At 56.4% G+C, this 20,421-nt stretch carries 18 protein-coding genes and 1 pseudogene; 16 read left to right on the top strand and 3 right to left on the bottom strand.

The genetic code is table 11. The annotated features are described in order from the left end of the window. Positions 1-194: 194 nt before the first annotated feature. From cysJ to H7K52_RS12130, 3 genes are read left to right on the top strand one after another with little or no spacing between them, the layout of a single operon-like run. A complete protein-coding gene (cysJ, locus tag H7K52_RS12140; protein ID WP_182630091.1) occupies positions 195-2,000 on the top strand; it encodes an NADPH-dependent assimilatory sulfite reductase flavoprotein subunit in 1,806 nt (601 codons plus the stop codon). Then, a complete protein-coding gene (gene cysI / locus H7K52_RS12135) occupies positions 2,000-3,721 on the top strand; it encodes an assimilatory sulfite reductase (NADPH) hemoprotein subunit (protein WP_182630090.1) in 1,722 nt (573 codons plus the stop codon). Before cysJ ends, cysI begins: the two co-directional genes overlap by 1 nt. Then, positions 3,718-4,452: a phosphoadenylyl-sulfate reductase gene (locus H7K52_RS12130; protein ID WP_004571209.1), complete on the top strand. Its 735-nt coding sequence runs from the start codon at positions 3,718-3,720 to the stop codon at positions 4,450-4,452. Before cysI ends, H7K52_RS12130 begins: the two co-directional genes overlap by 4 nt. A 60-nt stretch (positions 4,453-4,512) precedes the next feature. Here H7K52_RS12130 and H7K52_RS12125 read toward each other — a convergent pair whose 3' ends face one another. Then, positions 4,513-4,797, bottom strand: coding sequence for a YciI family protein (locus H7K52_RS12125; RefSeq protein ID WP_182630089.1), 285 nt, complete (start codon positions 4,795-4,797; stop codon positions 4,513-4,515). Positions 4,798-4,806: 9 nt separating this feature from the next. Further along, positions 4,807-5,820: an aminopeptidase gene (locus H7K52_RS12120; protein ID WP_033761585.1), complete on the bottom strand. Its 1,014-nt coding sequence runs from the start codon at positions 5,818-5,820 to the stop codon at positions 4,807-4,809. 364 nt (positions 5,821-6,184) lie between these two features. Between H7K52_RS12120 and cysG the strand changes: the two genes are divergently transcribed. From cysG to rpoS, 13 genes and pseudogenes are all read left to right on the top strand, one after another. Continuing rightward, positions 6,185-7,600 (top strand): siroheme synthase CysG, encoded by a 1,416-nt coding sequence (gene cysG / locus H7K52_RS12115; RefSeq protein WP_039660773.1) that lies wholly within the window; start codon positions 6,185-6,187, stop codon positions 7,598-7,600. A gap of 9 nt (positions 7,601-7,609) precedes the next feature. After that, on the top strand, positions 7,610-8,518 hold the full coding sequence (gene cysD, locus H7K52_RS12110) for a sulfate adenylyltransferase subunit CysD (protein WP_004571204.1): 909 nt from the start codon (positions 7,610-7,612) through the stop codon (positions 8,516-8,518). Positions 8,519-8,529: 11 nt separating this feature from the next. Next, positions 8,530-9,957, top strand: a complete 1,428-nt coding sequence (gene cysN, locus H7K52_RS12105; protein ID WP_004571203.1) for a sulfate adenylyltransferase subunit CysN — start codon at positions 8,530-8,532, stop codon at positions 9,955-9,957. Continuing rightward, the gene (gene cysC, locus H7K52_RS12100) at positions 9,957-10,562 is read left to right on the top strand and encodes an adenylyl-sulfate kinase (RefSeq protein WP_004571202.1); all 606 of its coding nucleotides are present in this window, start codon (positions 9,957-9,959) and stop codon (positions 10,560-10,562) included. The genes cysN and cysC overlap by 1 nt, the downstream gene beginning before the upstream one ends. Before the next feature lie 54 nt (positions 10,563-10,616). Beyond that, positions 10,617-10,937, top strand: a complete 321-nt coding sequence (locus H7K52_RS12095; protein ID WP_140916649.1) for a DUF3561 family protein — start codon at positions 10,617-10,619, stop codon at positions 10,935-10,937. A 169-nt stretch (positions 10,938-11,106) separates the two neighbouring features. Next, positions 11,107-11,424 (top strand): cell division protein FtsB, encoded by a 318-nt coding sequence (gene ftsB / locus H7K52_RS12090; protein ID WP_003849108.1) that lies wholly within the window; start codon positions 11,107-11,109, stop codon positions 11,422-11,424. Between the two features lie 3 nt (positions 11,425-11,427). Continuing rightward, a complete protein-coding gene (gene ispD / locus H7K52_RS12085) occupies positions 11,428-12,144 on the top strand; it encodes a 2-C-methyl-D-erythritol 4-phosphate cytidylyltransferase (protein ID WP_003849105.1) in 717 nt (238 codons plus the stop codon). Next, entirely contained in the window at positions 12,144-12,626 is a 483-nt protein-coding gene (ispF, locus tag H7K52_RS12080; RefSeq protein ID WP_008927107.1) for a 2-C-methyl-D-erythritol 2,4-cyclodiphosphate synthase, read from the top strand. The genes ispD and ispF overlap by 1 nt, the downstream gene beginning before the upstream one ends. Next, positions 12,623-13,663, top strand: a complete 1,041-nt coding sequence (truD, locus tag H7K52_RS12075) for a tRNA pseudouridine(13) synthase TruD (protein WP_008927106.1) — start codon at positions 12,623-12,625, stop codon at positions 13,661-13,663. The genes ispF and truD overlap by 4 nt, the downstream gene beginning before the upstream one ends. Positions 13,664-13,854: 191 nt before the next feature. Further along, a complete protein-coding gene (gene surE, locus H7K52_RS12070; protein WP_182630088.1) occupies positions 13,855-14,616 on the top strand; it encodes a 5'/3'-nucleotidase SurE in 762 nt (253 codons plus the stop codon). Further along, positions 14,610-15,236 (top strand): protein-L-isoaspartate(D-aspartate) O-methyltransferase, encoded by a 627-nt coding sequence (locus H7K52_RS12065; RefSeq protein ID WP_003849097.1) that lies wholly within the window; start codon positions 14,610-14,612, stop codon positions 15,234-15,236. The genes surE and H7K52_RS12065 overlap by 7 nt, the downstream gene beginning before the upstream one ends. 162 nt (positions 15,237-15,398) lie before the next feature. Further along, on the top strand, positions 15,399-16,499 hold the full coding sequence (nlpD, locus tag H7K52_RS12060) for a murein hydrolase activator NlpD (RefSeq protein WP_033743626.1): 1,101 nt from the start codon (positions 15,399-15,401) through the stop codon (positions 16,497-16,499). A gap of 57 nt (positions 16,500-16,556) precedes the next feature. After that, positions 16,557-17,549 (top strand): annotated as a pseudogene (rpoS, locus tag H7K52_RS12055) (RNA polymerase sigma factor RpoS). Between the two features lie 128 nt (positions 17,550-17,677). On the opposite strand, the gene mutS reads toward rpoS, so the two are convergent. Then, on the bottom strand, positions 17,678-20,239 hold the full coding sequence (gene mutS, locus H7K52_RS12050; protein ID WP_182630087.1) for a DNA mismatch repair protein MutS: 2,562 nt from the start codon (positions 20,237-20,239) through the stop codon (positions 17,678-17,680). Between the last annotated feature and the right edge of the window lie 182 nt (positions 20,240-20,421).

The following is a 20,421-nucleotide window of genomic DNA, read 5'->3' as shown; positions in this document are numbered from 1 at the left end:
TAACCAGCTAATCAACTGATATATCACCGCTTTGCTTACCACTTTTAACGATTATGCCTACCTGGAAAACCCTTTAGTCATTTTGGTTATTTGATATGTCGAAGGTGTATTTAATCGTTAATATACAGACCGGTAACCTACGCACTCTTCCGCCATTTACGGTCCGGACTTCTGATACTGGAATTTTTAACGCGATGACGACTCAGGCACCTGGTTCTATGCTTCCGCTCTCACCGGAACAACTCGCCCGCTTACAGGCGGCGACGACAGATTATTCCCCGACTCAACTGGCGTGGCTGTCCGGCTATTTCTGGGGTCGGGTAGAACAGACGCCAGGTAGCGCCGTCGCAGGCAGTACACCCGCTTCGGTAGACGTGCCCGCCATTACGCTGCTTTCTGCCTCCCAGACTGGCAATGCCCGTCGTCTGGCTGAGCAGTTGCGTGATGACCTGCTGGCCGCGAAGCTCAACGTAAACCTGGTGAACGCCGGTGATTACAAGTTCAAACAGATTGGCCAGGAAAAAATGCTGGTCGTGGTGACCTCCACCCAGGGCGAAGGTGAGCCGCCGGAAGAGGCGGTGGCACTGCATAAATTCCTGATGTCGAAAAAGGCACCGAAAATGGCCGGTGCAGCCTTTGCGGTGTTTGGCCTGGGCGACACCTCGTACGAATTTTTCAGTCAGGCGGGCAAAGATTTTGACAACCGTCTGGCAGAGCTGGGTGGCGAGCGTCTGCTGGATCGCGTCGATGCGGATGTTGAGTATGCTGAGCAGGCTTCCGCCTGGCGCAGTGCGCTGACGGAAATTCTGAAAAAGCGCGTGCCGACCGAATCCCCGGCGCAGGCTGCGGCGACAGCGGCAGGCAGCGTCAACGAAGTCACCACCAGTCCCTACAGCAAAGAGTCTCCGCTCAGCGCCAGTCTGGCGGTAAATCAGAAAATCACCGGACGTGACTCAGACAAAGATGTGCGCCATATCGAAATCGATCTGGGCGACTCGGGTCTCCGCTACCAGCCTGGCGATGCGCTGGGCGTCTGGTATGAAAATGACGCGGCGCTGGTCAGCGAGCTGCTGGAGCTGGTCTGGCTGAAAGGCGATGAGTCAGTAGAGGTTCAGGGCAAAACCCTGCCGCTGGCGGAGGCGCTGCAGAAACATTTCGAGCTGACGGTGAATACTGCGCAGATCGTGGCGCAGTATGCCCAGCTGTCCCGCAACGCCGAGCTGCTGTCACTGGTGGATGATAAAGCCAGGCTGCAGCAGTATGCGCAGCACTATCCGATTGTGGATATGGTGCGTCTGGCCCCGGCTGAACTCACCGCAGAACAGCTGACCGGCCTGCTGCGACCGCTGACGCCGCGACTCTACTCTATTGCCTCCTCGCAGGCCGAAACCGAGTCCGAAGTACACATCACCGTAGGTGCGGTGCGCTTTGATATTGAAGGTCGCCAGCGCGGCGGCGGGGCTTCGACCTGGCTGGCCGATCGCATCGAAGAAGAGGGCGAGGTCCGGGTCTTCATCGAACACAACGACAATTTCCGCCTGCCGGCTAATCCGGACGCACCTGTGATCATGATTGGTCCGGGCACCGGCATCGCGCCGTTCCGCGCCTTTATGCAGCAGCGCGACAACGACGGTGCCAGCGGTAAAAACTGGCTATTCTTTGGTAATCCGCACTTCACCGACGATTTCCTCTACCAGGTGGAGTGGCAGAAATATGTGAAGGATGGCCTGCTGACGAATATCGACCTCGCCTGGTCACGCGATCAGGCAGAGAAGATTTACGTACAGGATAAGATCCGTGCGAAAGGGGCCGAAGTCTGGCGCTGGATTGAAGAGGGCGCGCATCTTTATGTCTGTGGCGATGCGAACCGTATGGCAAAAGACGTCGAGCAGGCACTGCTGGATGTGGTGGTCGAACACGGCGGAATGGATCGTGAAACGGCCGACGAATTTTTAAGTGAGCTGCGCATTGAGCGCCGTTATCAGCGAGACGTTTACTAATGAGCGATAAACACCCTGGACCGCTGGTTGTCGAAGGCAAATTAACAGACGCTGAGCGTCTGAAGAAGCAGAGCAACTATCTGCGCGGCACCATCAAAGAAGATCTGGAAGAAGGTCTGACCGGCGGTTTCACCGGCGACAACTTCCTGCTGATCCGCTTTCACGGCATGTACCAGCAGGATGACCGCGACATTCGCGCCGAACGTGCCGAGCAGAAGCTGGAGCCGCGTCACGCAATGATGCTGCGCTGCCGACTGCCAGGCGGCATCATTACGCCGACCCAGTGGCTGGCTATCGACAAATTTGCTACCGATAAAACCATTTACGGCAGCATCCGTCTGACCAACCGTCAGACCTTCCAGTTTCACGGCATTCTGAAGAAGAACGTCAAGCCAACGCATCAGATGCTGCATGAAGTGGGACTGGATGCGCTGGCGACCGCCAACGACGTAAACCGTAACGTGCTCTGTACCTCGAACCCGGTAGAGTCTGAGCTGCATCAGGAAGCCTATGAGTGGGCGAAGAAGCTCTCTGAGCATCTGCTGCCGCGCACCCGTGCCTATGCAGAGATCTGGTGGGATAAAGAAAAAGTCGCAACCACTGATGAAGAGCCGATTCTCGGTGAAACCTATCTGCCGCGTAAATTCAAAACCACAGTCGTGATTCCGCCGCACAACGATGTGGATCTGCACGCCAACGATCTGAACTTTGTTGCGGTCGCTGAGAATGGCAAGCTGGTGGGCTTCAACCTGCTGGTGGGCGGCGGCCTGTCGATCGAGCACGGTAACAAAGCGACTTACGCGCGCACCGCCAGCGAGTTTGGGTACTTCCCGGTAGAGAAGATCCTTGATGTGGCCGAGGCGGTTGTGACGACTCAGCGCGACTGGGGCAACCGTACCGATCGTAAAAACGCCAAAACCAAGTACACCCTGGAACGCGTTGGCGTCGAGACGTTTAAAGCGGAAGTTGAAAAACGTGCTGGTGTGACGTTTGAGCCGATCCGTCCGTATGAGTTCACCACCCGTGGCGATCGTATTGGCTGGATCAAAGGCATCGACAACAAATGGCACCTGACGCTGTTTATTGAAAATGGCCGTCTGCTCGATTATCCGGGCCGACCGCTGAAAAGCGGCATCGCTGAAATTGCGAAAATTCATCAGGGTGATTTCCGTCTGACCGCTAACCAGAATCTGATTGTGGCAGGCGTGCCGGAAAGTGAGAAAGCGCAGATCGAAGCGATCGCCCGTGAGCATGGTCTGATGGATCAGGTTACGCCTCAGCGCGAAAACTCGATGGCCTGCGTCGCGTTCCCGACCTGTCCGCTGGCGATGGCAGAAGCCGAACGTTTCCTGCCAGCGTTTGTGACCAAAGTAGAAGGCATCATGCACGCGCATGGCGTCGGCGATGAGCACATAGTGTTACGCGTTACCGGTTGTCCGAACGGTTGCGGCCGTGCCATGCTGGCTGAGCTGGGTCTGGTGGGTAAAGCGCCAGGCCGCTACAACCTGCATCTGGGCGGAAACCGCAGCGGAACGCGTATTCCCCGTATGTACCGTGAAAACATTAACGAAAGCGAAATTCTCGCCATGATTGATGAGCTGGTGGGACGCTGGGCCACCGAGCGCCAGGCCGCAGAAGGCTTTGGTGACTTCACCATCCGCGCGGGCATTGTTGCGCCGGTGCTGGACCCGGCACGCGATTTTTGGGAGGAAGCAAAATGAGTCAGCCCGACCTCGCAGCACTGAATGAGATGTCCAAAGTCCAGCGTGCTATGGCGCTGGCCGCGACCAATGCGCAGCTGGAGAAGTCTTCAGCGGAAGAGCGGGTCAGCTGGGCGCTGGAGAATCTGCCGGGTGCTTATGTGCTCTCCTCCAGTTTCGGTATTCAGGCCGCGGTGTCGCTGCACCTGGTGACGCGCCAGCAGCCCGATATTCCGGTGATCCTGACCGACACCGGCTATCTGTTCCCGGAGACCTATCGTTTTATTGATGAGCTGGCGGACCAGCTCAATCTCAACCTCAAAGTGTTTCGCGCCGAGACCTCACCGGCCTGGCAGGAAGCGCGTTACGGCAAACTGTGGGAGCAGGGCGTCGAGGGGATTGAGAAATATAACGAGATTAACAAAGTCGAGCCGATGAACCGCGCCATCGAAACCCTGGGCGCGCAGACCTGGTTTGCTGGCCTCCGCCGCGACCAGTCAGGCAGCCGGGCGAATCTGCCGGTGCTGGGTGTACAGCGTGGCGTCTTTAAGCTGCTGCCGATTATCGACTGGGATAACCGCCAGATTCATCAGTACCTGGAGCAGCACAAGCTTAAGTACCATCCGCTGTGGGATGAAGGCTATCTTTCAGTGGGCGATACCCACACCACCCGCAAGTGGGAGCCAGGTATGGCAGAAGAAGAGACACGCTTCTTCGGTCTCAAGCGCGAGTGTGGTCTGCACGAAGGGTAATACCGAGCTTCTCTCCCTGAAATCAGGGAGAGAAGGGCTTTGTGATCCTAAGGCGGAAAGTTAAACGCCTTTTAATCCGGCAAACGCCTCCGCTGCACGGGTCACATTCACTTTCGTCACCTCATACTCTGCCACCGTCGCAAACGGATCTTCCGCTAAGATCGCATCCAGCGCTTCACGCGCCATCTCCCTGACCAGCAGCATGCCACCTGTGCGTGGATCTTTACGTCCTGCGGCAATAAAACTGCCTGCCTCAAAATAGCGGTCAAGCCATTCAATATGGCCTGCCAGCAGCGCCTCAACCTCTTCTATCGGACGAACGTAATTCAGAAAGACCACGTACATGTCAGATCCTCACACTTTAGGATTGGTCAGTTCGCTGATCAGCGGCAGCAGCACGCGGACACTGTCGCGGGTGCGCAGGGCTATCTGGCCCGGCAGCCAGCGGTCGAGATAGTTCAGATTATCCAGGTCAGTCTGATGACGGGTCACGCCATCAGGAAAGTGCGGGCTACGATGACGCTGTAGTGCGCCATCTTTGTTACCCAGCGACCAGTTACTGGCAGTAACATTCAGCAGCGGAAAGCCTGCCTTGTCAAAGGCATTGAGGCCATTGAAGTCCTTGCGATTCAGCTGATGACTGGCAGCGGGAATGCCTTGCTGACGTGCCAGTAGCAGGGCGCGATCGCTGGTCTGTTTGCGCACCGCCCGGGGCGTGTTCATGCCACTGTTGAAATAGAGATGATCGCCGGTTATCAGGCTATTCAGATTGATGACCAGCAGCGTGTTCTTCTTCTCACGGGTGCTCATTCGCTCAACATAATCATCCAGGCCGTGCAGATCCGCTTCTCCGGCGCTCAGCGCCACAAAGCGAATGCCATAGTGAAGCGGTTTGCGACTCAGTTGCTGCGCCAGTTCCAGCATCACGCCAAGACCTGACGCATTGTCATCAACACCCTGCAGGCGTAAGCCGCCCAGATTGTGATGGACCTGGTTGCTGTTTTGCGGCGTCCAGGTATCCAGGTGCGCCACGATCAGAATCTCCTGTGGCACGCTGCCTGCGCGCGCAGCAATGACGGAGGTTGCCGTCAGTTTATGCCAGCGCTGCGTGCCGTCATCTTCCTGCCATTTGTAGCCCGTGTTGAACTGGCGGGTATCGGTTTTATAACCCAGCGCGGTAAATTGTTGCTGCAGATAGTCCGTGGCCATCAATTCAGCCGGACTGCCGCTCATGCGGCCAGGAAAATAAGTGGCGATGTGCCGGACCTGCTGTTCGGCAAACTGACCTGTCGGCGTGGCTAAAACCAGCGGGGAAATGAGTGCGCTAAACAAAACTGTCGCTACCCTCAGGCGGAGGGAACAAAACATAATGCGTCCTTTTTTCATTATTCGATAGGCATTCAACATGCGGACCTGAGTCAGTCATGCCGCGCGTATTATACCCTCTTTGTTCTGCGACCTGGTTAACGGAATAAGTTGCTGCCTTAACATAATGGGGTAACGCGTGTTTATTGCTGGCACTTATCTGCTTTTACAGTTACAAGCACAGAGGCGAATCTGTGAACCTGTTCACGAAAAAGCCATTATATTTCATCTGCTAAGACCAAATTGTTCTGTGCTTTGCGAAGTCTTTATTCCATTCGGTAACTACTCATTCCAATTCGTAATTTCAACTGCATAAACCCGGCGACGTATAGTCGCGTTAATACAAAGTTAAAACATCAGGGTTAACGTGGACTATTTGCCTCTTTTTGCCGATCTTTCTGGCCGCCCGGTTCTGGTTGTCGGCGGTGGAGATATTGCGGCGCGAAAAATTGAACTACTGCGCCGTGCGCGTGCGCGCGTTCTGATCGCCTCGCGTGAACTCTGCCCTGAACTGCAGGCACTGCTGGAAAAGCAGGAGCTGGAGTGGCTGGCGACTGAATTTGACCCGGCCCAGCTGGATGGGGTTTTCCTGGTGATCGCCGCGACCGACGACAACCATCTCAACACCCAGGTCTTTGATGCTGCAAACGCGCGGCAGAAGCTGGTTAACGTGGTTGATGACCAGCCAAAATGCACCTTTATCTTCCCCTCGATTGTTGACCGCTCACCTCTGGTGGTGGCGATCTCCTCCAGCGGCACCGCACCGGTGCTGGCACGTATGCTGCGCGAAAAAATCGAAACGCTGTTGCCTGCCAGTCTCGGCCAGATGGCTGAGGTGGCCGGGCTCTGGCGCGATAAAGTTAAAGCACGCTTCAGCCGCATGTCTGACCGTCGACGCTTCTGGGAACGCGCTTTCGATGGCCGGTTCGCCAGTGAGATGTCAGCCGGTAACGTCGAAGAGGCGAAACGTACGCTGGACCGTGAGCTGCAGGAAGAGCCAACCCGTCAGGGCGAGATTTTCCTGGTGGGTGCCGGACCGGGCGACAGCGGCCTGCTGACGCTACGTGGCCTGCAGGTGATGCAGTTAGCGGATGTGGTGCTCTACGACCATCTGGTCAGTGAAGAGGTGCTGGATCTGGTGCGACGCGACGCCGACCGCATCTGCGTCGGCAAACGAGCCAGCGCGCATACGTTACCGCAGGAAGAGATTAATCAGTTGCTGGTTTCACTGGCGCTGAAAGGTAAGCGCGTCGTCCGCCTCAAGGGCGGCGATCCCTTTATCTTTGGCCGTGGCGGCGAAGAGCTGCAGGCGGCTCAGCAGGCGGGCATTCCGTTCCAGGTGGTGCCGGGCGTCACCGCGGCTGCCGGTGCGACGGCCTATGCCGGGATTCCGCTGACCCACCGCGATTACGCGCAGAGCGTAATGTTTATTACCGGTCACTGCCGTCCCGATGGGGATGACATTGACTGGCCATCACTGGCGCGTGCGCGTCAGACGCTGGCGATCTACATGGGAACGGTTAAAGCGGCTGCCATCAGCGCGGCGCTGATTCAGCATGGTCGCGCGCCATCAACGCCGGTGGCGGTGATCAGTCGCGGCACCCGTCAGGATCAACAGGTGCTGACCGGCACCTTAGAACAACTTGAGGCGCTGGCCGCCTCGGCACCTACTCCGGCGCTACTGGTGATCGGAGAGGTGGTTAATCTGCACGGGCAACTCGCCTGGTTTAAACATTCGGCACAGCAGGGGGCTCGCGAGTCCGCCGTTGTCAATCTGGCTTGAGGGAAAATCATGGACCAAAAACGACTCACTCATCTGCGTCAGCTGGAGGCGGAGAGTATCCACATCATTCGCGAAGTCGCGGCCGAGTTCAGCAATCCGGTGATGATGTACTCCATCGGTAAAGACTCCTCGGTAATGCTGCATCTGGCGCGTAAAGCCTTTTATCCTGGCACGCTGCCGTTCCCGTTGCTGCATGTGGATACCGGCTGGAAATTCCGTGAAATGTACGAGTTTCGCGACCGCACCGTGAAAGCGATGGGCGCAGAGTTGCTGGTTCACCGCAACCCGGAAGGCGTGGCGATGGGGATTAACCCGTTTGTCCACGGCAGTGCCAAACACACTGACATCATGAAAACTGAAGGGCTGAAGCAGGCGCTGAATAAATATGGTTTTGATGCGGCCTTTGGCGGCGCACGTCGTGATGAAGAGAAGTCTCGCGCCAAAGAGCGTATCTACTCTTTCCGCGACCGCTTCCATCGCTGGGACCCGAAAAACCAGCGTCCTGAGCTGTGGCACAACTACAACGGCCAGATCAACAAGGGCGAGAGCATCCGCGTCTTCCCGCTGTCGAACTGGACTGAACTGGATATCTGGCAGTACATCTTCCTGGAAAACATCGAGATCGTGCCGCTCTACCTCGCCGCGCCGCGTCCGGTGCTGGAGCGTGATGGCATGCTGATGATGATCGATGACGATCGCATCAACCTGCAGCCGGGTGAAGAGATCACCCAACGGATGGTTCGCTTCCGCACGCTCGGCTGCTGGCCGCTGACCGGTGCGGTAGAGTCCGACGCGCAGACGCTGCCTGAGATCATCGAAGAGATGCTGGTCTCTACAACCAGTGAGCGTCAGGGCCGCATGATCGACCGCGATCAGTCCGGTTCGATGGAACTGAAAAAACGTCAGGGTTATTTCTAAGGAGACGCCAGATGAATACCGTAATTGCACAACAGATTGCCGACCAGGGCGGCGTTGAAGCCTGGCTGACCGCGCAACAGCATAAGAGCCTGCTGCGTTTTCTGACCTGCGGCAGCGTTGACGACGGAAAAAGTACCCTGATTGGGCGTCTGCTACATGACACCCGTCAGATCTATGAAGATCAGCTTTCATCGCTGCATAACGACAGCAAACGTCATGGCACCCAGGGCGAGAAACTCGATCTGGCGCTGCTGGTGGATGGTCTGCAGGCTGAGCGTGAGCAGGGCATTACCATTGATGTGGCCTACCGCTATTTCTCGACTGAAAAGCGTAAATTTATCATCGCCGATACGCCGGGCCATGAGCAGTACACCCGCAATATGGCGACCGGTGCATCAACCTGTGACCTGGCGATTCTGCTGATCGATGCCCGTAAAGGCGTGCTGGATCAGACCCGCCGTCACAGCTTTATTTCGACGCTGCTGGGGATCAAACATCTGGTGGTGGCGATTAATAAGATGGATCTGGTTGAGTACGATCAGGCGCGCTACGAGCAGATCAAACAGGATTACCTGGACTTTGCAGGCCAGTTACCGGATGACCTCGATATCCGCTTTGTGCCGATGTCGGCGCTGGAGGGGGATAACGTGGCATCCGCCAGTCAGACCATGCCATGGTACAGCGGCCCGACGCTGCTGGATGTCCTGGAAACAGTGGAACTGAACCGCGTGGTGGATCACCAGCCGATGCGTTTCCCGGTGCAGTATGTTAACCGTCCTAACCTGGATTTCCGTGGCTATGCCGGTACCCTGGCGTCAGGCAGCGTGCAGGTGGGCCAGCGCGTTAAAGTGCTGCCGTCTGGCGTAGAGTCGACTATTGCCCGCATAGTGACCTTTGATGGCGATCTGCAGGAAGCGGGCGCAGGTGAAGCGATCACCCTGGTGCTGCAGGATGAGATTGATATCAGTCGTGGCGATCTGCTGGTTGATGCCAGCGAAACGCTGGCTGCGGTTCAGTCTGCCAGCGTTGACGTGGTCTGGATGGCAGAACAGCCTCTGCAGGCCGGTCAGAGCTATGATCTGAAAATCGCCGGTAAGAAAACCCGTGGACGGGTAGAGAAAGTCCTGCATCAGGTGGAGATTAACTCGCTGGAGACACGTCAGGTCGATGCGCTGCCGCTGAACGGTATTGGTCGCATTGAATTAACCTTTGACGAACCGATGGTGCTCGACAGCTATCAGCAGAATCCGGTGACCGGCGGCATGATCTTTATCGATCGACTGACCAACGTGACCGTGGGTGCCGGCATGATCCATCAGCCAAACCATGACGCTCCGGTTAATACCGGCGAGTTCAGCGCGTTTGAGCTGGAACTGAATGCACTGGTGCGCCGTCACTTCCCACACTGGAACGCGCGCGACCTGCTGGGCGGTCAATAATGGCTCAGCACGATGATAACGTGGTGTGGCATGACCATCCGGTAACTCGTGCTTCACGCGAACAGCAGCATGGCCATCAGGGCGTGGTGCTGTGGTTCACCGGGCTTTCGGGCTCGGGGAAATCCACAGTCGCAGGCGCGCTGGAGCAGGCGCTGCACCGTATTGGCGTCAGTACCTATCTGCTGGATGGTGACAATGTGCGTCACGGCCTCTGTCGTGACCTCGGCTTCAGCGACGATGACCGCAAAGAGAATATCCGCCGGGTCGGAGAAGTGGCGAAACTGATGGTGGATGCCGGGCTCGTGGTGCTCACTGCCTTTATTTCACCGCATCGCGCCGAGCGCCAGATGGTGCGCGACCTGCTGGAGCCGGGTCAGTTTATCGAAGTGTTTGTCGATACGCCGCTGGCGGTGTGTGAAGCACGCGATCCGAAAGGGTTATACCGCAAAGCACGTGCCGGTGAACTGCGTAATTTCACCGGTATCGACAGCGTCTATGAAGCGCCCGACAGCCCGGAAATCCAGCTGGATGGCGAACAATTGGTTACAAAACTGGCCGCCCAATTGTTAGACGTGCTGCGCGACCGCGATATCATCAGATCCTGAAGAGACAGCGGCAAATCGCTTCGGGTTTGCCGCCCTCGCAACAACAGGATGCCTATGCAGAACGTCACACCCATGCTCGCTCGTAAAGATGACTCCTCCCAGGATGAGCCACGCTCATTGCTGCCGGGCGGTGTTATCGGCTTACTCGCTTACTGGTGTGCGCTGGCGCTTCCTTTCCTGCTGTTCGGCTCTAACACGCTGTTCTTCTTTCTCTATACCTGGCCATTCTTTCTGGCGCTGCTGCCGGTTGCCGTGGTCACGGGCATCGCACTGAATACGCTGCTGAGCGGACACTGGATTTGGGCTGCCCTCGCCACAGTCATTATGGTGGTGACTCTCTTCTGGTTAATGTTCTCCTTTCTCTCCGGCTGGTAAGCCTTAACGGCGTCCGTGCTGATGTGCAAACGCATCGGCAGGTTACAAAACTTTTCCCGTCAGAATCGGTACTGATTGCGCAGAGGCGCAGCAAAGCGCGCCATTTTCGCTGCTGGTGTGGAGTCCTGTGCAAAGTTATGGGATGATTGGGCCGTTTTTAGGGGGCGGGATGGGAAAACTGACGTTACTGTTATTGGTGCTGCTTGGCTGGCTGCAATATTCATTGTGGCTGGGGAAAAATGGCATCCATGACTATACGCGCGTCAATGATGATGTCGCGGTACAACAGGCAAACAATGCCAAACTTAAATCGCGAAACGATCAGCTGTTTGCCGAAATTGACGATCTCAATGGCGGCTCGGAAGCGATCGAGGAGCGTGCACGCAATGAACTGGGCATGATTAAGCCCGGTGAGACCTTCTATCGTCTGGTGCCTGACCAGAACAAACGTAACGCGCAACAATCAGCGCAAAACCTACAACGATAAAACATGAACACTCTGGCCTCCCTTGCGGATGTGATTGCCGTGGTGCCCGCTGCCGGAATCGGCAGCCGCATGCAGGCAACCTGTCCGAAGCAGTATCTGACGATTGGTCAGCACACCCTTCTGGAACACAGCATTGCACGTCTGTTTTCCCATCCCGCGATCAGACAGGTGATTGTCGCCCTCAGTCCCGATGACCAGCACTTCGCTTCACTGCCGCTGGCACGCGATCCGCGTGTGCTCAGGGTCACAGGCGGCGAGACCCGCGCTGAATCGGTGCTGGCCGGATTACAGGCCGCACAGGGTTCCGCCTGGGTGCTGGTCCATGATGCTGCGCGTCCCTGTCTGCATCCCGACGATCTTCAGAAACTGCTTAACGTGCGTGAACAGAGCCACGTGGGCGGAATTCTGGCTGCGCCAGTGCGCGACACTATGAAACGGGGCGAGCCGGGCAAAGCCGCAGTGGCCCATACCGTGGAACGCGACGATCTCTGGCACGCCTTAACGCCGCAATTTTTCCCGCATGCGCTGCTCACTGCCTGCCTGACGCGGGCGCTGACAGAAGGCGCAACCATCACCGATGAAGCATCGGCGCTGGAGTATTGCGGCTATCATCCGCTGCTGGTCAGCGGACGCAGTGATAACATCAAAGTCACCCGGCCAGAAGATCTGGCGCTGGCGGCTTTTTATCTGAGTCAGATTCAATTAAAGGAGAGCGCATGATGCGTATCGGTCACGGTTTTGACGTTCACGCCTTTGGCGGAGAGGGTCCGTTAGTGATTGGCGGTGTGCGGATCCCATTTGAACACGGTTTTATCGCCCATTCGGATGGCGATGTGGCGCTGCATGCGCTGACTGATGCGCTGCTGGGCGCTGTGGCGATGGGCGATATCGGCAAGTTATTCCCCGACACCGATCCGGCTTTTAAAGGGGCGGACAGCCGCGGCCTGCTGCGTGAGGCCTGGCGTCGTATCGAAGCCAAAGGCTATCGCATCGGTAATGTCGACGTCACAATTATTGCTCAGGCTCCGAAAATGCTGCCGCACGTGCCACAGATGCGCATCAACATTGCAGAAGATCTGGGCTGCCATATGGATGCGGTCAACGTCAAAGCGACCACCACCGAGAAACTCGGCTTTACCGGGCGCGGTGAAGGCATTGCCTGTGAAGCGGTCGCGTTAGTCCTGAAAGCTGACAGCCAATGAGTCTGAATTACCTGCACGGCACTCCTGTGGCCTCTGGCGTGATCAAAGCCAGTCCCGAAGATTTCGTGGTGGTTGAAGATCTCGGCTATGGCGCGGATGGTGAAGGTGAGCATCTGCTGGTGCGGATCCGTAAAACAGGTGCGAATACCCGTTTTGTGGCAGAAGCGCTGGCTAAGTACCTGGGTATTCATCCGCGCGACATGAGTTATGCCGGAATGAAAGATCGCCATGCGGTGACGGAACAGACCCTCTGTTTTCGCCTGCCGGGCAATGCGATGCCCGACCTGCGCGGTTTTACGCTGGAAGGGGTTGAGATTCTGCAGGCGGTGCGCCACAAGCGTAAGCTGCGCATCGGCGCACTGGCCGGAAATGCGTTCCGGCTGGTCATCCGTCAGATCAGCGATCGTGATGCGGTTGAAGCGCGTCTGGCGCAGATCCGCGATGCGGGCGCGCCCAACTATTTTGGTGAGCAGCGTTTTGGGCGCGGCGGCAATAACCTGGTGATGGCAGAAAAGTGGGCGCGCAATGAGATCATTGTCCGTGACCGCAACAAGCGCAGCCTGATGCTCTCTGCCGCGCGCAGTGCGCTGTTTAATCAGGTGACCAGTGCACGTCTGCAGCAGCAGGGCAGTCTGACTCAGGTGCTCAACGGCGATGCATTGCAGCTGACCGGTCGAGGCAGCTGGTTTGTGGCACAGCCTGAAGAACTGGCCGACTCACAACGGCGGGTTGATCACCATGAGCTGCGGATTACCGCGCCGCTGCCGGGACGCGGGGACGCTGGCACGCAGGCTGATGCGCTGGCGTTTGAACAGCAGACGCTGGCTAATGATACGCCGCTGCTGAGCCTCATTGAACGTGAGAAGGTCGATGCAGCCCGCCGCGCCATGCTGGTGGTGCCACGGGATATGCAGTGGCGCTGGTGGGATGACGTCACGCTGGAACTGACATTCTGGCTGCCCGCGGGGAGCTTTGCGACCAGCGTGGTCCGGGAGCTGCTGACCTCCGCAGACTCGCTCGATCAGATTGATGAGTAATCTTCGCTGCAACATTACCCGCAGTGTGGGTAATGTTGCGGCAAACCCCCACCGCTGTGTGATTTACGCCTACCACTTCCTTGCGCGCCTCGTTAGAATGCAAAAATCGCTGTCCATTCCTCACCTGTTGCCATGCCGTTAAAACAGGTTCAGTCACGGCGACCAGTCGAATAAAAAAAGGTCAGAACGAAATGCGGATATTGCTCAGCAACGATGACGGCATTCATGCACCGGGTATTCAGACTCTGGCGAAAGCCCTGCGGCAGATTGCTGACGTGCAGGTTGTTGCCCCCGATCGTAACCGAAGCGGTGCCTCTAACTCATTAACGCTGGAAACACCTCTGCGTACCTTTACCCATGAAAACGGCGATATCGCGGTTCAGATGGGAACGCCGACCGATTGCGTCTATCTGGGGGTGAATGCGCTGATGCAGCCACGCCCTGACATTGTGGTGTCAGGCATTAATGCCGGTCCCAATCTGGGCGATGATGTGATCTATTCCGGTACGGTGGCAGCAGCGATGGAAGGGCGGCATCTTGGCCTGCCTGCAATCGCTGTGTCGCTCAATGGCCATCAGCACTACGCGACCGCAGCGGCAGTGACCTGCGCGCTTCTCCGGGCGCTGACGCATGAACCCCTGCGCACTGGCCGCATTCTCAATATCAATGTCCCCGATCTGCCACTCTCCGAGCTGAAAGGTATCCGCGTGACGCGCTGTGGCAGTCGCCATCCGGCTGATCAGGTGATCGCGCAACAGGATCCACGCGGCAATACCCTCTACTGGATAGGTCCACCGGGCGAAAAACTCGATGCAGGCCCGGATACAGATTTCGCTGCCGTTGATCAGGGCTACGTTTCTGTCACCGCGCTGCATGTTGATTTAACGGCGCACAGCGCGCAGAACATGCTCAGCGACTGGCTGGCAAAAGCTGAGGTGAACCTGGCATGGTGAATCGGCGTATTGAGACATTGCTGTCACAACTGCGTCAGCAGGGCATTGATGATGAAAACCTGCTGAAAGCCATTAGCGAGGTGCCGCGTGAACGCTTTATCGACGAGGCGTTTGAGCATAAAGCCTGGGACAATGTTGCCTTACCTATCGGCTCCGGTCAGACGATATCACAGCCTTACATGGTCGCGCGGATGACCGCGCTGCTCGGGCTTAATCCGCATTCGCGTGTGCTGGAGATTGGCACAGGTTCTGGTTACCAGACGGCGATTCTTGCCCATCTGGTGGACCATGTTTATTCAGTTGAACGCATCAAAGGCCTGCAATGGCAGGCTAAACGCCGCCTGAAGCAGCTGGATCTGCACAATGTCTCTACCCGTCATGGCGATGGCTGGGAGGGCTGGCCTTCACGGGGGCCGTTCGACGCCATTATTGTCACTGCCGCACCTCCGGAAATTCCGATTGCGCTGATAGCACAACTGGCAGAAGGCGGCATTATGGTGCTGCCGGTTGGCGAAGAGCAGCAGGTACTCAAGCGGCTGCGTCGTCAGGGCGAGGAGGTTATCGAGGAGATCATCGAGCCGGTGCGTTTTGTTCCGCTGGTACAGGGCGATCTGGCCTGACGCTCTTCGTATTTCTTCACAACTGTTTCATGGCACCACGTACCTGATGTTGTTACTATCCAGTTTATTCAACAAAAATGCAGAAATTATCGCGCCACGCAGAGCATTCTGCTGACAGGTACAGTGAAGCAGATAGATCAGAGTTGCCATCACGGGGGATTAATGAGCACGGGAAGCACACTTTTTCAGTTACGCCGTCTGGCGGCGCTTTCACTGGTAGGTTTTTGGCTGGCAGGCTGCAGCTCCAGCGACAATTCTCAGGCACCTATCAGTCGCGTTGGCGATGAGGGCGGCATGATGAACAGTCAGGCGGGAGGAGGCCAGGTTTCTGGTGGCATTCCAGCCGCGCCGTCTCAGGGACAAATGTTAAGCAGAAATTCATCATCTACCCCCAGCAATGGTGGAATGATTAGTACCAGCAGTAATGTTGAGACGCAGAATGGCCGGATAGTGTACAACCGCAGTTACCAGAATATTCCTAAGGGTAGCTATTCCGGTGAAACATATACCGTTAAGCGTGGCGACACGTTGTTTTATATTGCCTGGATTACCGGCAATGATTTCCGTGACTTAGCCCAGCGCAACAACGTTCCCGCGCCTTATAGCCTGAATGTCGGCCAGACTTTACAGATTGGAAATGGGTCGGGTCAGCCGATTACCGGTGGCAATCCCATTACCGTTGCTGATGCAACGCAGGGCGGGGTCCCTGTGGCACCACAAATTAAATCGCCTGTTGTTGCACAGCAACCTGTTATTACGTATTCTGATGATTCGGGTAATTCGGGTGGCAGCAAATTGTTGCCTTCGAAAGGAGCAAATGTTGCAACGACAACAGCTCCAGTAGTTACCGCACCCCCAACGGTTAGCAGTACAACTAACAGTTCAACGCCGGTCGGAAGCTGGCGCTGGCCGACTGACGGGAAGATTATCGATAACTTCTCTGCCGCCGAAGGTGGCAATAAAGGTATCGATATCGCCGGGACGCGCGGACAATCTGTTGTCGCCACTGCTTCAGGACGAGTGGTTTACGCAGGTAACGCACTCCGGGGTTACGGTAATTTAATCATCATCAAACACAATGATGATTACCTGAGCGCCTACGCCCACAACGATACAATGCTGGTTCGGGAACAACAGGAAGTTAAGGCGGGGCAAAAAATCGCTACCATGGGTAGCACCGGAACCAGTTCAGTCAGATTACACTTTGAAATTCGTTACAAGGGGAAATCCGTAAACCCGTTGCGTTATTTGCCGCAGCGATAATCCGGCAGAACAAAACAGATGTATGTTCTGCCCTGGAATCACGGGTAGGAGCCGCTTATGAGCCAGAATACGCTGAAAGTAAACGAGTTACATGAGAACGCGGAATTCGATGAGAACGGAGCTGAAATTTTTGACGAGAAGGCACTCGTTGAAAACGAAGCCAGTGATAGCGACGTAGCGGAAGAAGAGTTGCTTTCACAGGGTGCGACGCAGCGTGTATTAGATGCGACGCAGCTCTATCTCGGGGAGATTGGCTATTCTCCGTAGTTAACGGCAGAGGAAGAAGTTTTCTTCGCTCGCCGTGCATTGCGGGGTGATATCCCTTCCCGTCGCCGTATGATCGAAAGTAACTTACGTTTGGTGGTGAAAATCGCCCGTCGTTACAGCAATCGTGGTTTAGCTCTGCTGGACCTGATTGAAGAAGGTAACCTCGGCCTGATTCGCGCCGTAGAGAAATTTGACCCGGAGCGCGGGTTCCGTTTCTCAACGTACGCCACCTGGTGGATTCGTCAGACAATTGAACGGGCGATCATGAATCAAACCCGTACCATCCGTCTGCCGATTCACATTGTAAAAGAACTGAATGTTTATCTGCGTACAGCGCGTGAACTTTCCCACAAGCTCGACCATGAGCCAAGTGCGGAAGAGATCGCCGAACAGCTGGATAAGCCGGTTGATGACGTAAGCCGCATGTTACGTCTTAACGAACGCATTACCTCGGTTGATACGCCATTAGGCGGTGACTCTGAAAAAGCGCTGCTGGACATTCTGGCCGATGAAAAAGACAACGGCCCGGAAGACACCACGCAGGACGATGATATGAAACAAAGCATCGTCAAATGGCTGTTCGAACTGAACGCCAAGCAGCGTGAAGTGCTGGCGCGTCGTTTCGGCCTGTTGGGCTATGAAGCGGCAACACTTGAGGATGTAGGTCGTGAAATCGGCTTAACCCGCGAGCGTGTACGCCAGATTCAGGTTGAAGGTTTGCGCCGTCTGCGCGAAATCCTGCAGGCGCAGGGCCTCAGCATTGAAGCACTGTTTCGTGAATAATCGTATTTAAGATGGTCTGAGTAAGAATGCAAAAAGCGATGGTGAAAACCATCGCTTTTTTTATGTCTGCAGAAAATTTTTGCTGTTGATTAACGGCGCACCGCGCAATAACGCGGTGCGCCACACTGTCAGACCAGCGATTTAAGACGATAAATCCAGTCGAGCGCCTGGCGCGGTGTCAGCGTATCCGGATCCAGCGCCTCAAGCGCCTCCACGGCAGGCGAGGTCTCTTCAACCAGCAGCGGCAACTGAGAACCATCGACCGTCGATGAAGCCGAATGGTTTGAAACGTTCTCAAGTTCTTTGAGCTTATTGCGCGCCCGCTTAATCACCTCTTTAGGCACGCCCGCCAGCGCTGCTACCGCCAGACCGTAACTCTTACTCGCGGCTCCTTCCTGCACGCTGTGCATAAAGGCGATAGTGTCACCGTGCTCAACCGCATCCAGATGGACGTTGACCACGCCTTCCATTTTTTCCGGCAGGGTGGTCAGCTCAAAGTAATGGGTAGCAAACAGCGTCATTGCCTTGATGCGATTCGCCAGGTTTTCGGCGCAGGCCCAGGCCAGCGATAAACCGTCGTAGGTGGAGGTTCCGCGTCCAATCTCATCCATCAGCACCAGGCTGTTTTCGGTGGCGTTGTGCAGGATGTTGGCGGTTTCGGTCATTTCAACCATAAAGGTCGAGCGCCCGGAGGCGAGATCGTCTGCGGCACCGACACGGGTAAAGATGCGATCCAGCGGACCAATCAGCGTCTCATCAGCGGGAACAAAACTGCCGATCCATGCCATCAGCGCAATCAGTGCTGCCTGCCGCATATAGGTACTCTTACCGCCCATGTTTGGGCCGGTAATGATTAACATCCTGCGCTGGGGTGCCAGCGACAGCGGGTTGGCAATAAACGGCTCTTTCAGAACCTGTTCCACCACCGGATGGCGACCCCCGCTGATTTTAATCCCGGCTTTTTCCTGCAAGACCGGACGGCAATAGTTCAGTGACCAGGCCCGTTCCGCCAGGTTGCTCAACACATCCAGCTCTGCCAGCGCGGCAGCACTCAGCTGCAGTGCTTCAAGGTGCGGCAGCAACTGGTCGAACAGTGCCTCATACAGGCTTTTCTCAAGCGACAGCGCTTTGCCCTTCGAGGTGAGGACCTTGTCTTCGTACTCTTTCAGTTCCGGAATGATGTAGCGTTCAGCGTTTTTCAGCGTCTGACGACGGACATAGTGCATCGGAACCTGATGACTCTGTCCTCGGCTGACCTGGATGTAGTAGCCATGCACACCGTTAAAGCCGACTTTAAGGGTATCCAGTCCCAGCTTTTCGCGTTCGCGAATTTCAAGCCGGTCGAGATAGTCGGTTGCGCCATCGGCCAGCGCGCGCCACTCATCCAGCTCTGCGTTATAACCGGGCGCAATTACTCCGCCGTCACGGATCAGCACAGGCGGTGACTCAATCACCGCCTGCTCCAGCAGCTCACGTAACTCGGTGAACTCGCCCATCTGCACGCGCAGTTTCTGCAGCTGCGGTGCTTCAACATCGGCCAGCAGCTGGTTCAGTTCTGGCAGTTGCTGAAACGCATGACGCATGCGGGCCAGATCGCGCGGACGGGCTGTACGCAGCGCCAGGCGGGCCAGGATTCGCTCAAGATCGCCGACCTGACGCAGCACTGGCTGCAATACGTCGCTGAGATTTTGCAGCTCAGCAATCGACTCCTGACGCTGGTTGATGATGCGCGCATCGCGCAGCGGCATATGCAGCCAGCGCTTCAGCATCCGGCTGCCCATCGGCGTGACGGTTTTATCCAGCACGGCCGCTAAAGTGTTGTCGGTGCCACCTGCCAGGTTCTGGGTGATCTCCAGATTACGGCGGGTGGCGGCATCCATGATGATGCTGTCCTGCTGCCGCTCCATGCTCAGCGAGCGGATATGGGGCAGCGTAGTGCGCTGGGTATCTTTGACATATTGCAGCAGGCAGCCCGCCGCACTCAGTCCGAGGTGCGCATTCTCCACGCCGAAGCCATTGAGATCGCGGGTGCCAAATTGCAGGTTCAGCTGCTGACGCGCGGTGTCGATTTCAAACTCCCACAGCGGACGGCGGCGCAGGCCACGTCGCTGATCAATCAGCGACATCGCCTGAAAATCTTCGGGGTAGAGCAGTTCAGCGGGATTGGTGCGTTGCAGCTCCGCCGCCATGGTTTCTGCATCAGCTGGTTCACTTAAGCGAAAACGGCCTGAACTGATATCCAGCGTGGCGTAGCCAAAACCGCGCGGGCTTTGCACGATCGCAGCCAGCAGGTTGTCGTGCCGCTCCTGCAGCAGCGCCTCGTCACTGATGGTGCCTGGCGTGACGATTCGCACCACTTTGCGCTCAACCGGGCCTTTGCTTAGTGCCGGATCGCCTATCTGCTCACAGATGGCCACGGACTCGCCCAACTGCACCAGTTTTGCCAGATAACCTTCAACCGCATGATAGGGCACGCCAGCCATCGGGATCGGTTCACCCGCTGACGCACCGCGTTTGGTGAGTGAAATCTCCAGCAGCTGAGAGGCGCGCTTTGCGTCGTCATAAAACAGCTCGTAGAAGTCACCCATACGGTAAAACAGCAGAATGTCAGGATGCTCTGCCTTGAGGCGCAGGTACTGCTGCATCATGGGTGTGTGAGAAGGAAAGTCCTTTTCGGTTGGCTCTTGCATAAGGTTTTAGCTCATCTTTAATGCGGTAAATTTCTGGCGATCAACGCCCATGAAACCGAAAGGATTCCAGGCGCGCTGGATGATCAGATGATAACGAATAGGGCAGTGCATATGCCAGCCTGATAATCACCCCGATCCTGACCGGGTATAACCTGGCTGGCATCCTGACAAATGTGGCGGCC

The sequence above is a fragment of the Pantoea hericii genome (assembly GCF_014155795.1).
Taxonomy (GTDB): Bacteria; Pseudomonadota; Gammaproteobacteria; order Enterobacterales; family Enterobacteriaceae; genus Pantoea; species Pantoea eucalypti.
This window is presented reverse-complemented; position numbering and strand designations above follow the sequence as displayed.